Genomic DNA, 13,612 nt, shown 5'->3' on the forward strand with positions numbered 1-13,612 from the left:
TAACCATACCCCTTCTGAATCCCCTGTACATTACTGCATCCCCCTAAAAATTAATACATAAGCATTATTCTGATCCAAGCCTGTGCACACCTGCTAATAATAGAATATTTTACAATTTCTAGCGATGATTTGAGATAATGATTATTGCGGTACGAGATGATTATTGTTATTATCCAAGCTGATGAATACACTTAGATAGGTGACTGCTTTTACCGAAAGATGAGGTGCTGAATCTGTGAGACATTGGAGCTTCCTGACCAAATTAACTTTATTCGCCTTTATGATCAGTACGCTGCCTGTGCTGTTCATCGGGTCTTTTTCTTACCTCACATCTTCCAATGAAATTCAAAAAAATGTTAACAAAAGCAAAATGGAACTTATTTCACAAATTAATTCAAATGTAGAGCATAAGCTGACCACTGTCAACCAGGCGCTGAACCAGGTCGTCAATTCTTCAGTCCTCAAAAAAGCATTGAACAACCCGTTAAATGTAACCGATTTCATTTTATATAATGATTTACGCAACGAAATTCGCAACATGCAGTCCTTCGATACCAAGCTGGAGGATGTTATTCTGCTGAACCAGCGTGAGAACTGGATGATCAAGAACTCGGGTCTCTACCGCCTGAATGAATATCCGAACTATGAGCAGCTGAGCAACCTGATGAATGTTCCCGACAAAACCTCCTGGGTGCTGAGCCCTTCTTCCCTGTTCTACAGTGAGGAAAGTGTGAATGTGACCGGCTGCGATTACACCATCAGTCTGATCAAAAAGCTCCCGACGTCGAAGCTCCAGAAATACGGGCTCGCGCTGGCCAATATTCCCGCCTGCAGTCTGCAGGACTTCATTAATTCCGATGTGGATCCGCTCGACAGTACCATTGTTCTGAATGAATCCGGCACGGTTCTGCTCCATCCCGACCGCGCGCTGATCGGCAAGCCTGCCGGGGAGAGCGGTTTTTCCGATTTATCTTTTGTACAGGATACCGGCAGGACCTCAGGGCAGTTCAAGACCGTTATCGATAAAAAAGAATTCTCCGTTACCTATTTGCGTTCGCAATTGAACGGATGGGTCTATTTGTCCGTGACTTCCATCGGCGGGCTGACCAAGGAATCCGATAAAATCGGTACCTATACCTTTGCCGTCTGCGCTGTCATGCTGCTCCTGTCCATTTTATTTGCCTGGCTCGGCTCGCGGCGGATGTACAGCCCGATTGAACGACTGCTGAATCAGATGGGCCAGCGCAGACCCGGGATCAAATCCAGACATACCGATGAATTCCAGCTCATAGGCGAGCAGCTGCATCACTTGTTCCAGTCGAAGTCACAGCTTGAAAAAGAGGTCAGCCAGCATATCCGGCAGGTCCGCACCTTTTTCCTGACCAAGGCTTTTCAGGGCAATCTCAAAAACCGCGAGCTGCTGGAAGAGCTGGAGCATTACGGCTATCAGTCCCGGGTCGACGAATGGCAGACCATGGCCGTGATTACGCTGAGTATCGATTTCTCTGAAAAAACCAGTTATGAGAAAAAAGATCTCCATCTGCTCCTGTTCGCCGCGCATAATATGATTGAGGAGCTGGTCCCGCAGGACAGCAGACTCGATCCGGTCATCATCGACCATGAAGTGGTAGCGCTGATCGGCAGCGCTGACGGCAATGCGGAATCTTTTCACCGGACCCTTTATTCACTCACGGAGTATCTGCAGCAGGAAATTAACAACTACCTGAAGCTGGAGGTCAGCATCGGGCTCAGTCTGCCTTTTCATTCGTTTGATAAAATTTCCATCGCCTACAGGGAAGGGCTTGAGGCGCTCAAACACCGGATTACGCTCGGCAAAGGGATCATTATTCAATATGAGAATATCAACTCCGGAAAGCATTATCTCAACCTCAACTATCCGGCCCATACCGAAAATGACCTGATGGATGCCATCAAGCTGGCGGACACCGATAAGGCGAAGGAGCTGCTGAACAAGCTGCTTGCTTGTATCTTCAAGCCGGGGCTGTCGCCGCAGGAATATCAGATTCCGCTGACCCGCCTGCTCAATAATACCCTCATTATGATGCAGGAATCGGGGATCAGCCTCAATCAGATTCATCCTGTGAACGGTTCTCTGTTCGAAGAGCTGACGGATCTGCATACTGCAGCGGAAATCGGGGAATGGTTCTGGAACGTGGTCATTCAGCCGATGATTAAAATTTTCCACAGCCGGCAGAATGCCCAGTATCATAACATCTCCGAGAAGATTATCGATATTGTGCAGCATGAATATGACCGGGATCTTACGCTGGAGGAATGCGCCTCGCGCCTGCACTACAATGCCAATTATATCAGCAGTGTGTTCCGCAAGGAGACCCAGTATTATTTCAGTGAATACCTGGCGATGTACCGGTTCAAAATGGCCAAGAAGTGGCTGGAGGAGACTGACATGCCGGTCAAGGATATTGCCGCCAAGCTGAGATACAACAACTCGCAGAACTTCATCCGTTCCTTCCGCAAGCAGGAGGGGATGACGCCGGGGCAGTACCGGGACAATGCCGTCTCGAAGCCCCGGGCGGTTACAGATGATTATTGAACAGCAGTCATGTATACCAAAAGCCGCCAGCTTAACCTTGTAAAGGCTAATGCCGGCGGCTTGGCGCGGTTATTCTCAGGCAGACTTTGGCCTGCGCGCTTTTCTTTTTCTAATAAATACGGTAATAACAACAGCTATAACCAGCAGCACACCGCCGGCGGCAATGGCTACGTTCGTGATATTAGGCACGTAGATGATCATCTGCAGCGGTTCCGAATCGGCCATCGTAATATGCCAGGTTAACGTGCTGCCGTCCTGGCTGTCGGCATTGTTGTCACCATACAGATCGAAAGGCAGGGTTAATTTGAAATCCAGGGCCAGGCTGCCCAGCACCAGCCGAACCAGTGATTCCGGTACGCTGAGCGAGCCTATGCTCTCGATGATCTCATCCGAATAAGCCGTCAGCTTGGGCTGGACTTCGATATCGTATACAGTGTACAGCCACTTATCACTCTGTTCGACCTGTGTATCCACTATTTCAAAATTGCCGGCGTTCGCTGTCAGGTCTTTGATCGAGCCGTAGCTTTTGAGGAACTGATACTCCGTGGAATCGCCGCTCCGGCTTTTGTCCAGCTCAATACCTGCACTCTGCAGGCGGCTGGCCAGCACCTCCTCCACTTTGCCGCCCACCAGTGATTCTGCCCGGGCATCCAGCAGCAGATTGAAGGCGATATCCATGCTTCCATCCTTCTTCACGGTCATATGGGCTGTCCCTTTGGCGCAGCCGGTTAGAAGAATGAGCACGGAAAAGAATGCTATGATGAGGCCTGACTGTCTCTTGTTCAATCCTATACCTCCGTTATTTCCAGGTTAAGTTATTATGTTGCCTGTACCCTGGCTGTTGAAGTACTTTAATTGCATTTGGTACAGCTAAAACACCATCCTTTTCACTCAAAAAAGGAATAGCTGCATTTCATACACCTAAAATGACATAAAAACTTCTAAGGTAACCAAAACCGCAATTTTAAGTGCAGCAAATACATCTATTCGGCTGATAGCACGTCTGCAGGCGATTATAGCTGTAAAAAATACACTTAAGCTCAACAGAGCCGCATTCTCCCTGTATAATCAGCCTTCTATCAACTACACTCGGCAAATCTACCAACCTATTTTATGATAGCAGGCAGGCGCAATAAAGTCTAAATATTCACTGCTCCTGCAGCACATAACAACCCCCCTGCCGGATCTGTCCGGTTCAGGGGGGGTGTTATTTTTTCAAGTGGTAGGGAACCGTAGTGATGATTACATTCCGCCGGTACAGCAGATGTGCGCGGATCAGCAGACTGGACTGGTTGTGGAGGATATTATGCCAGCCTTTCTTCGGAATGAACTGCGGCACGATCACGGTAACCTGGTAATCCGCTTCGCCGGCTTTGCGCTGTACGGTATCGATGAACTTGGTCAGCGGATGGATAATGCTGCGGTACGGCGAATACAGGGAAACCAGGCGCACTTCGGGATGAAACCTCTGCCATTTGTCTTCAAAAGTATGCTCGTCATCCCGCTCGAACGGGACATGAACGGCGATGATCTGATCAGGTGACAGCGATTTTGCATACCTCAGTGAGTTCTCGACGACATGTGTGATGCCTGCCACCGGCAGGATGATGACATTCCCCTCAATCGCCAGCGGATCTTCTTCACAGGTCGACAACCGCAGCTGGTCTGCCACCGCCTCATAATGTTTGCGGATCCGGAAAAAGAGCAGAATAATCAGCGGCAGGAAGACCAGCACCGGCCACACCTGCGTGAACTTTGTCAGGAAGAACATAATCGTTACGATGAAGCTGATCAGGGCGCCTGTGGTGTTGATCATCAGCTTGCCGACCCAGCCTTCCGGCTTTTGACGGAGCCATTTCAGCATCATCCCTGTCTGGGAGAGAGTGAACGGAATGAACACCCCTACCGCATACAGCGGAATCAGCTGCTCCGTCCGGCCTTCAAATGCAATGATCAGAACAATCGACAGGATGCCGAGGCTCAGAATGCCGTTGGAGTAACCAAGCCGGTCTCCCCGCACCGTGAACATTCTGGGGATAAATTTATCCTTGGCCAGATTGACCGCCAGCAGCGGAAATGCCGAATATCCGGTATTGGCCGCAAGCACCAGGATCAGCGCCGTAGTCCCTTGAACAAAGAAATACATGAAGTTCCGGCCGAAAACCTGTTCGGCAATATCCGAGACTACTGTAACCTCTTCCCTCGGGGCAATCCCATAATAATACGCCAATATAACAATTCCGGAAAAGAGTACAGCCAGCAGGATGCCCATCGCGGCCAGTGTTTTGGCTGCATTATTCGGTGCCGGAGCTTTGAAGTTGGGAATGGCATTCGAAATGGCTTCTACACCTGTTAATGCTGAGCTCCCCGACGAAAAAGCTTTTAACAGCAGGAACAGGCTGATCCCCGCCACCGGAGTACCGACAGGTGTGTGTAACCCCATGGATACCTGACCGGTTACAATTTTGAACAGCCCCAGCCCGATCATCAGGAATAACGCAAGCACGAACAAATACACAGGATAGGCCAGAAAAGAAGCAGACTCTGTAACCCCGCGCAGGTTCAGTGTCGTAATTAGCAGAACAAAAAAGATGGCAATAAGCACATTATACGGATGCAGGCTTGGAAAAGCGGAGGTAACCGCGTCCGTACCGGCGGATACACTAACCGCAACTGTCAAAATGTAGTCCACCAGCAGCGAGCCGCCGGCCACAAGTCCCGGATATTTGCCCAGGTTCTCTTTGGAGACGACATAAGCTCCTCCGCCTTGGGGATACGCAAAAATAATCTGGCGGTACGACAATATCAGGGCCAGCAGCAGGATCAGAACGCCCGCAGCAATTGGTATGGAATACCAGAATGCAGCGGCGCTCAGTGTCACCAGCACCAGCAGAATCTGCTCCGGTCCATAGGCAACAGACGATAAGGCATCTGAAGACAGAATGGCCAGCGCTTTTGTCTTGCTCAGCTTCTGGTCGCCCAGCTGATCCGATTTCAGCGGCCGTCCAATCAGAAATCTTTTTACCGAAGATATCATTTGGCCTCACCCGCACTTTTTTAGTGTTATGTTGCCCGGGGATTTACGAAATAACCTGGCCATAATATACATCTCATAAAGAAAAAAAGCCTCCGGCTATTAAACCGGAAGCACTTTAGAGCCAATCCTCGGCAAGCAGCTTTTTCAGCAGCTTTACCTGTTCCTCACCAATAACGCCAGCGATCTCCTGTTCAATCCCCTGCTTGATCTCCAGCATCCGGCTGCACGCGGCATTGCCCTGCGGAGTCAGCACAACATGCTTGTCCCTGCTGTTCCCCTCGACCAGCGCCGTCTCCACATAACCTTCAGCGAGCAGGTCATTAATGTATTTTTGCGCCCCTTGGCGGGAGATATTGATCAGTCTGCTGATCTCTGAAATGGACAGTCTGCCGTGGAGCTCAAGCTTGGCCAGGATATGGGTTTCCGTCTGGTTCAGCCGTTCATTGCTGATCGCGTTCACCTTTTCCCGCAGCGCTTTGTGCTTCTCACTGATTAAATCGATCAAATTCAGATCAAGTATATAGTCCTTCATATCTAAGCCCTCCAGATAAAAATATAGCAGAATAGCCTCCACACTACAATAATGTCAACTATGTTGACAATAATTCTTCCCCCTGATACTATGAGTAAAGTTTCTAAAAAACATATTTCAAGGGAGTTTGAGCAATGGGCAAAAATAAAAAAGAAGCACTGATCTTTACCAGTATCATGTGCTTCCTGATGGTTGTCGGAATGAGCTTTTATAACGTAATTATAACTACTGGCGCGAACAGCAGATTGTTCATTAATGTGGCGGCAGGCTTGATCCCCGCACTTGTTGTTGCGCTGGTTCTGGATATTTTTGTCGTCGGCAAAATCGCCAAGGGCATCGCCTTCAAGCTGGTTAAACCGGCCGATCCCATGATCAAAAAGGTGCTGTTCATCTCCTTCTTTATGGTCTGCGGCATGGTTCTCTGTATGTCTTTATACGGCACCTTAGCACACTACGGATTCGGTGGCAACTTTTTGGGCCGCTATCTGAAAATTGCAGGACTCAACTTTATCTGCGCACTGCCGCTGCAGCTGATCGTGGTTGGTCCGCTCACCCGGTTCCTCTTCACCCGGATGTTCCCGGCGGGCGCCCCCGTGCAAAACGCATAAGCACTGCTTATTCCCGCACAGCCTTGGGTAATAATGGATATCAATCACAGCATTCCAGAGCTTTAGCGACAATAAGACTATTCCGGCATAAGAAAGGATGTTTGCCATGATGACCAGAAAAGACGGCATCTCGCTCTTCATTCTAGTCGTAGCACTTATACTCGTTAATGTATGGGGTTCATCGATCGATTCCTTTATGTGGCCCAAATTCACATTGTTCGTGAACTGTATACTTGCCCAGGGCGTATTCATCACCCTCGTGAATCTGTTCCGGTTCAGAGGCAACCGTTCAGCATCCAAAGGATTAATTCTGCTGTCTCTGCTTACCGGTCTGATCTCACTGGTGATTATCATGACTTCCGAAATCGGCCTGCTTAATCAGATCTTCCTTATTTTCGTCCAAGCGCTGATTACCTATGCCGAATCCCTGCTGCTCCGCAAGGAGCTGAAAGGCGAGGACGGGAAACAAATCTAGAGCTTTGCTTAGGATATGAATATGAAAATAAACAACAGTCCCGGACGACGGTAAGATGCCGTCCGGGACTGTTGTTGGTTATGGCCATTCTGTTCAGAAAACGAAGTGCCATTGTTGCCGGGATTCACCGGTCCGCGGCGGTTCTAACGTGAGACCCGTTCCATCCTCCGTGACTGCCAGCGCCATCTGATGATGGGCAGACAAGATGGCTGCTGATCCGTCTTCATTCCTGGAAATGATCCAGCGCTGATTGTTATATCCTAGATAGGTGTAGAGCTGAATTTTATTCTGACCGGTGTCCAGATCAAGGGCCTGGCCTGAAGCTGTCCGTATCGAAAAAGAGCCTGCTTCATCTCCTGTCGGTACAAGCACCCATCGCTGATCTGACGCTTCATTTGCCTCGCGGACAGTCACGGCCTCACCATTCACCTGCCTTGCCGAATATACAGATTTATTGGACGCTTTGTTCACCAAGGCAGTTGTCTGCAGTTCAGCCGGAGCTGCCCCGCTTACATTTACGTTCTGATAAGAAACCGTACCTCCGAACACATGCAGTCCAAAGTATCCTGAAGCAAAGGTTCCATCCTGCAGATCCATGATTTGCCGACCGTCCAACTCTACCTTTATGCCAGGACCTTCCGCCTGTACCTTCAGTTTATATTTCCGGTCCGGCTGAATGAAGGCAGGCACCTTTGCCAATACCTGCCGCTCTTCGAATTTCCCGTCAATCTTATAGAACAGCCGGACAGCCTTCATATTCGGATCCAGATTTAAATAATATCCGCTGCGCCCGTCAGGACTTGCCCGGAACAGGAGCGAACCGGCCCCGCCGGAGCTGCCCAGCTTCATTTCAGCTTCATAGTTGAAATCCCCAGCCTGTTCACCGGCAACATAATTCGCGTCGCCGGAGTGACTCCCGCGGATACCCTCACCGCTTGTAAGCCATGATGCCATGGATAAGTCCTTGGTCCAGCCGCTGAGATTACTGTGGAACACGCCGCCCCAGACCTTTACAAGCATGCTTGCGGAGGCCTTTCCGTTCGGTGTCGATACAGTAATGACAGCCTCCCCAGGCTTTTCGGCCTTAAGGACGGCCTGTGAGCCGTTGGCTGCATCCATGCTTACAGTAGCGGGATTGCTGGACTTCCACTTCAGCGGCTGTGCTCCTTTTCCGGGTCCGTTTTCGACAGCCGCCTGAAGGACATCGGTTTGTCCGGCAGCCAGCTCCCGGGTACCGGTGTCCATCACAATCCGTGCAGCGTTAACGGGCTCCGGATTCCATACCGATTTCAGCTGATGGACTTTCAGGGATATAACCTTCACATTGCCTCCCTTAGCATACAAGCTCATGGCTCTGCTGGCCGGGTCCGGGAAGATCACATCGGAGAACACCACCTTGCCTCCGTTTACAAATACCTCAACTGAAGATTCATCGACCAGAATCCGCAGCTTGATGACTCCATTCTCTGCCGGTGCCTGCGCTTCATGTCTGGTACTGAACAGGCTGGAAAAGTCCGTTGCTCCGGAAAGAGAACGGTCCACAAACACGCTGCCGTCACCCGGCTTGTAGCCGATTACCGTCTTCTGACCGGTACCTTCGCGTACATTAAAGCCAAATTCCGACACACTGCTGCCGGCCGGAACTTCCAGCGCCGCTTCAATTTCATAGGCTCCCGCAGTGATTCCCTTCAGCAGGTTGCCGGAAGAAGGACTTATATTCTTGTCCGCTGCCGAATAAAGTCCGCTGCGCAGTGATTCCAGCTCTCTTACAGGACTCTGGGCAAGCCGGAGGCCATCAGAGGTACGTATCAGCGTCACTTCTCTGGGGATTGTCAATTCCCCCTTCCAGCCTGTTGTCGGAAAAGCAAACGGGTAATCCCAGTTCGCCATCCAGGCGAGCATCACCCTGCGTCCATCTTCCATATCGGAGAAAGACATAGATGCATAAAATTCCTTGCCGAAATCGGTCTTTAACACAGTTCCCGGAGAATTATCATTTACAAATCTGCCATCCGCCGTCAGGCTTCCCACAAAATATTCCGCATCTGAACCGCCGGTTGCCGGATTCGCCCCTGTGCTGATCATCAGCACCCATTTCTTCTCTGCCGTTCCCTGTACGGTAAGCGGGAACAAGTCGGGACACTCCCATACACCGCCACGGATGTAAGCCCCATATCCCCAATTATCAGTCAAATTCCAGTCCAGCAAGTTGGTTGACGTAAAAAAGCGGATATGATCACCTCCGGAGACTACCATCACCCAGCGGTTATTGTCTTCATCCCGGATAACTTTGGGATCACGGAAATCCCATCCTCCTGCATCCTGCCCGTTGTTCCCTGGATTCTCGATCACAATCGGATGATCCTTGGCATATTCCCACGTACGCCCCCGGTCTTTGCTGTAAGCAAGGCCAATCCGCTGATTGCCGTTCGGGGCATCCGGATCGAAGGAGGTATAGTAAGCCAGAAGACCTTTGCCTCCTGAATCCGTGAACAGTCCGGAGGCGTTCTGCAGATCGGCTACTGCAGAGCCGGACCACACATGCCCGTAATCATTCCATGGCAGGGCAATCGGGAGGCGTTTCCAGTTCAGCATATCTTCGCTGACCGCATGAGCCCAGGTTCCGCCATCCTGATGAAAGAGATGGTATTCGCCTTCATAGTAGACAAGGCCATTCGGGTCACTGACAGACCCGCGCATCGGCGTATAATGATATTGAGGCCGGTATTTTTCATTGTTATAGCTGCCGGCACCGGTAACATAAGTATTCTGAAAATAGGCGGTTCCATGGCTGACCGTCAGCCCGGCATACCCGCTTGCATAAGAGTTATCCTTAATATCGATGGCAGCCGGAGTATATCCATCGACAAAAATCTGAATCCGGTTCCCCCTCGCCTGAACCTCCACAGCGTGCCCTGCACCTGCCGGACTCGGATAAGAGCGGGTTGAGCTTGCGATAACCGTGCCGTCTGCCCTGGTCAGAGAAGCCCGAACCCCGCCGCCTTCCTTCGCAAGCATGGCTATGTAGCCATTCGCCCCGTTAGCAGAGGCGCGGAAGGACAGCCCGGCGGAAGCATCTGTCCGGAACGAAATCTGGCCTTCGTACACCAAATCGGCAGCTTGCCTGTTATACAGTTTCTGTGCCTTCCTTCCATTAACAGAACTCCCCTTTTGGCCGCTCAGGTCAGGCTGCCACTGTCCGGTGCTTGCCAGCACACTTCCCAGATTCCCTTTTAAATCACTGATAAGGATGTTCTGGAATAAAGCCGCCCCATCCCATACATGAAGCCCAAGCCGTCCGGAGGCATAAGCTGTGTCCTGGACATCTATCACAGGCTTATATTGGTTTCCCCAATACACCTTGAATGATGTTCCTTCCGCCTTCACCTTTAGATGGTAGATTTCACCCTGCACCATGTTAACCCGGCGCTCTTCCTTCAGTTTGCCTTCTCCTGTGTCCGCGTCCCGTAAACGTATAATTCCAAGATGCGGAATGATCTGCAGCATATAAGAATGCTGTCCATCTTCATTAGAACGGAAAAACAGGGAAGCATCGGGCTGCCGGTCTTTAATCATAACATCGGCTTCATAAATGAAATCATCTGCCATGGTCCCGGAGACAGCCATTACATTCTCTCCAGGGTCTGATGTCAGCTGAAGACCCTCGGGCGTATTCTCAAGCCTGCCTTTTCCGGCCATACGCCAACCGGTCAGGTTGGTGTTTATATTGTTAGCGGTTTCAGAAATAAGAAACTCCTCCTTCTGCTGAGCGGCTGGCTTTTCAGCTGCCGGTGCTGCCCCTGCTGCAGCCGGATTGGCCCCGTACAATCCTGACGAAATTACCATAATGCCTGCTGCCAGTAGTACAGACAGCGCAGATTTCAATTTTCGTTTCATCCTTTACCCCCGCTTTCTCCAGATGATAAGACCTTTTTAAGAGCAGGGCCGGCCCTCAGTGTATCTGACCGGCCGGCCCATCTGTTATTTAAATAGTAGAAACCTGGTAATTTAATGCTTCAACCCCCAAGGCCAGTGCACCGCGTAATCCTGCCTGTTGACCAAGGCCCGGAGCAGCAATGTATTCATCCATGTGGTCCAGAATGGCAGGGGAACTGACATATCCGTTCAGATTCCGGAGTACAGCCTTCCGGATCAGCGGATACAGCTGCGGCTGCTGCATGACACCGCCGCCGAGAATAATTTTTTGCGGGGATAAAAGTAAAATCATATCTGTCAGCGACTGGGCAATGTAGAAGGCTTCGATCTCCCATGCCTTGTGGTCCGCCGGAAGCTCGTACCCCTTCTTTCCCCATCTCGCTTCAAGGGCAGGACCTGCCGCCATCCCCTCCAGACAACCGCCGTGATAAGGACAGATGCCCGGGAAATCATCCTCAGGATGGCGTCTAATCCTCACATGCCCGCCTTCGGGATGTACGAGTCCATGAACCAGCCTGCCTTCCGAATAGATGCCGACGCCGACACCTGTCCCCACCGTCATGTACAGGCAATTCGTAAGTCCTTGCGCAGCACCCCATCTAACCTCACCGTATACTGCCGCGTTAACATCCGTATCCCAGCCGAACGGAACATCGAAGACTTGCTTCAGCGTGCCCAGCAGATCAAAATTCGCCCATCCCGGCTTGGGTGTTGTAGTCACGTAACCGTAAGTCCGGCTCTCCGGCCGGAGATCCACCGGACCAAAGGAACCAATGCCCATGGCTTGCACCTGCCGGTCCTGAAAATACTCAATGACTTTGGGCAGCGTCAGCTCCGGATGCTGTGTCGGGAAGCTGATCTGTTCTTCAATGTTCCCGTGCCCGTCTCCGATCCCGCATATGAATTTGGTGCCGCCCGCTTCAATCGCTCCTATACGCATAAGTGGCCTCCCGGTTAACGTCTGCCGCCGCCGGCATCTAAGGAAGACAGCCTGTAAATATTCACAGACAGGAACAAGTCATCCTCATTTCCGGCGAACGCGGCAAGACCATTATCATCAGGACCCGGGAATATCAGATCTGATATCACTGCCTGCCCCCCGTTGCTGAATGCCTCCACTGAAGTACGGTCAACATATATCCGCAAATCGATGGTTGTTCCCGGCTCCAGCAGCTTTGCGCTATGGCGGCCCGGGAATACCTCGTGGAAATCAGTCCTACCTGAAGCTTTCCGGTCTACGTACAGTTCTCCCGCCTGTGCATCGATACCGGTGAGGGTCTGATGCTGCGCACCGGTTCTGACTTTAAAACCGGCAGATGTTCCGCGGCTAAGTACGGCCTCTATCTCGTAAGCATCCAATTGAAATCCGGCACAGGCAGCATTCATCTCCGCTGCAGACACATTGTTCAGTGAAATAAGCGGTACGCGCGCCGCGTCCAGCTCCCGTGCAGGCTTTTGGACCAGTGCAGCCGTACCTTCTCTGGCTTCAAGATACAGTTCTCTTGGAATGGTCATCGCCCCGCGGAATCCTTCAGTCGGAGTCTGTCCGGCGTACTTCCAGTTGCTCATCCAGCCGATGAACAGACGTCTTCCGTCCTCCTGCGGAATATCGGACCAGCTTACTCCTGCATAATTATCTCTGCCGGCATCGATCCAGCGGATGTTCCTGGATGCTTGATCAGGCGTGAACGTTGATCCGTCGAAATCTCCGGTGAAATATTGTGTTCTTGAGCCCTCCGCAAAAGCCGGGTCCGCCCCGATACTGACCAGCATCACCCACTTCGTGTCCGAAGGATTGCCGTCAACGGCCAGCCGGAACAAGTCCGGACATTCCCATACCCCGTCATGCGATCCGATCCCCTCGCCAAATTCGCTGGCAAAGGTCCAGTGGATCAAATCAGGGGAATGGTACAGGCATACGGTCTGGCCACAGGCAACAATCATCACCCACCTGCTTGTCTCCTCGTGCCAGAATACTTTCGGATCACGGAAATCGATGAAAGTCTCATGGGTGATTACCGGATTCCCCTCGTATTTCGTCCAGCTTCTCCCCTTGTCTTTGCTGTAGGCCAGACTCTGGCGCTGAATTGCAGGCTGCCCCTCCGGCATATCCAGGTGATGCGTAAAAATCGCTACCAGCCCCGGTTTATCCCCGAAAAATCCCGTCGTATTGTTCCAGTCCACCACTGCACTTCCGGAGAAGATCATGCCCAGCTCATCCGGTGCAAGCGCAATCGGCAGTTCCTCCCAGTGGATCAGGTCCCTGCTGACAGCATGGCCCCAGTGCATATCCCCCATTGTCATGCCTGCGGGATGATGCTGGAAGAACAGATGATATTCGCCCTCGAAATAGACCAGCCCGTTAGGGTCGTTCATCCAGTTCTGCTGAGGTGAAAAATGATAGGCGCTGCGGTAATTGGGTTTGGTTGTGATAGACATTTATGGTTTC

Annotated in this window: 9 protein-coding genes; 3 read left to right on the forward strand and 6 right to left on the reverse strand. The window is 51.2% G+C overall.

The window, feature by feature from the left end:
• Positions 1–235: 235 nt before the first annotated feature.
• The gene (locus C2I18_RS07225) at positions 236–2,575 is read left to right on the forward strand and encodes an AraC family transcriptional regulator (protein WP_249900584.1); all 2,340 of its coding nucleotides are present in this window, start codon (positions 236–238) and stop codon (positions 2,573–2,575) included.
• A gap of 75 nt (positions 2,576–2,650) precedes the next feature.
• Here the strand turns inward: C2I18_RS07225 and C2I18_RS07230 are convergent, their stop codons facing one another.
• The 3 genes from C2I18_RS07230 to C2I18_RS07240 all read right to left on the reverse strand — a co-directional run bounded on the left by C2I18_RS07230 (position 2,651) and on the right by C2I18_RS07240 (position 6,144).
• Positions 2,651–3,361 (reverse strand): hypothetical protein, encoded by a 711-nt coding sequence (locus tag C2I18_RS07230; RefSeq protein WP_249900585.1) that lies wholly within the window; start codon positions 3,359–3,361, stop codon positions 2,651–2,653.
• 421 nt (positions 3,362–3,782) lie between these two features.
• Positions 3,783–5,612 (reverse strand): APC family permease, encoded by a 1,830-nt coding sequence (locus C2I18_RS07235; protein WP_249900587.1) that lies wholly within the window; start codon positions 5,610–5,612, stop codon positions 3,783–3,785.
• Between the two features lie 115 nt (positions 5,613–5,727).
• Positions 5,728–6,144 (reverse strand): MarR family winged helix-turn-helix transcriptional regulator, encoded by a 417-nt coding sequence (locus C2I18_RS07240; protein WP_249900589.1) that lies wholly within the window; start codon positions 6,142–6,144, stop codon positions 5,728–5,730.
• Between the two features lie 134 nt (positions 6,145–6,278).
• On the opposite strand from C2I18_RS07240, the gene C2I18_RS07245 reads away from it, so the two are divergent.
• The gene (locus C2I18_RS07245; RefSeq protein ID WP_249900591.1) at positions 6,279–6,752 is read left to right on the forward strand and encodes a DUF2798 domain-containing protein; all 474 of its coding nucleotides are present in this window, start codon (positions 6,279–6,281) and stop codon (positions 6,750–6,752) included.
• A 106-nt stretch (positions 6,753–6,858) separates the two neighbouring features.
• Positions 6,859–7,227, forward strand: coding sequence for a hypothetical protein (locus C2I18_RS07250; RefSeq protein WP_249900592.1), 369 nt, complete (start codon positions 6,859–6,861; stop codon positions 7,225–7,227).
• Between the two features lie 93 nt (positions 7,228–7,320).
• Here the strand turns inward: C2I18_RS07250 and C2I18_RS07255 are convergent, their stop codons facing one another.
• The 3 genes from C2I18_RS07255 to C2I18_RS07265 form a co-directional block, all read right to left on the reverse strand.
• Positions 7,321–11,124, reverse strand: a complete 3,804-nt coding sequence (locus tag C2I18_RS07255) for a GH32 C-terminal domain-containing protein (RefSeq protein WP_249900594.1) — start codon at positions 11,122–11,124, stop codon at positions 7,321–7,323.
• An 88-nt stretch (positions 11,125–11,212) separates the two neighbouring features.
• Positions 11,213–12,103: an ROK family protein gene (locus tag C2I18_RS07260; RefSeq protein WP_249900595.1), complete on the reverse strand. Its 891-nt coding sequence runs from the start codon at positions 12,101–12,103 to the stop codon at positions 11,213–11,215.
• A gap of 14 nt (positions 12,104–12,117) precedes the next feature.
• The gene (locus tag C2I18_RS07265) at positions 12,118–13,602 is read right to left on the reverse strand and encodes a glycoside hydrolase family 32 protein (protein WP_249900596.1); all 1,485 of its coding nucleotides are present in this window, start codon (positions 13,600–13,602) and stop codon (positions 12,118–12,120) included.
• Between the last annotated feature and the right edge of the window lie 10 nt (positions 13,603–13,612).

It is taken from the genome of Paenibacillus sp. PK3_47, assembly GCF_023520895.1.
In the GTDB taxonomy this organism is placed as follows: Bacteria; Bacillota; Bacilli; order Paenibacillales; family Paenibacillaceae; genus Paenibacillus_AQ.

What these genes read in the sequence shown, in the direction of transcription:
- C2I18_RS07235 (WP_249900587.1), bottom strand. Translation starts at nt 5,612, where the DNA reads ATGATATCTTCGGTAAAAAGATTTCTGATTGGACGGCCGCTGAAATCG.
- C2I18_RS07240 (WP_249900589.1), bottom strand. Translation starts at nt 6,144, where the DNA reads ATGAAGGACTATATACTTGATCTGAATTTGATCGATTTAATCAGTGAG.
- C2I18_RS07245 (WP_249900591.1), top strand. Translation starts at nt 6,279, where the DNA reads ATGGGCAAAAATAAAAAAGAAGCACTGATCTTTACCAGTATCATGTGC.
- C2I18_RS07250 (WP_249900592.1), top strand. Translation starts at nt 6,859, where the DNA reads ATGATGACCAGAAAAGACGGCATCTCGCTCTTCATTCTAGTCGTAGCA.
- C2I18_RS07255 (WP_249900594.1), bottom strand. Translation starts at nt 11,124, where the DNA reads ATGAAACGAAAATTGAAATCTGCGCTGTCTGTACTACTGGCAGCAGGC.
- C2I18_RS07260 (WP_249900595.1), bottom strand. Translation starts at nt 12,103, where the DNA reads ATGCGTATAGGAGCGATTGAAGCGGGCGGCACCAAATTCATATGCGGG.
- C2I18_RS07265 (WP_249900596.1), bottom strand. Translation starts at nt 13,602, where the DNA reads ATGTCTATCACAACCAAACCCAATTACCGCAGCGCCTATCATTTTTCA.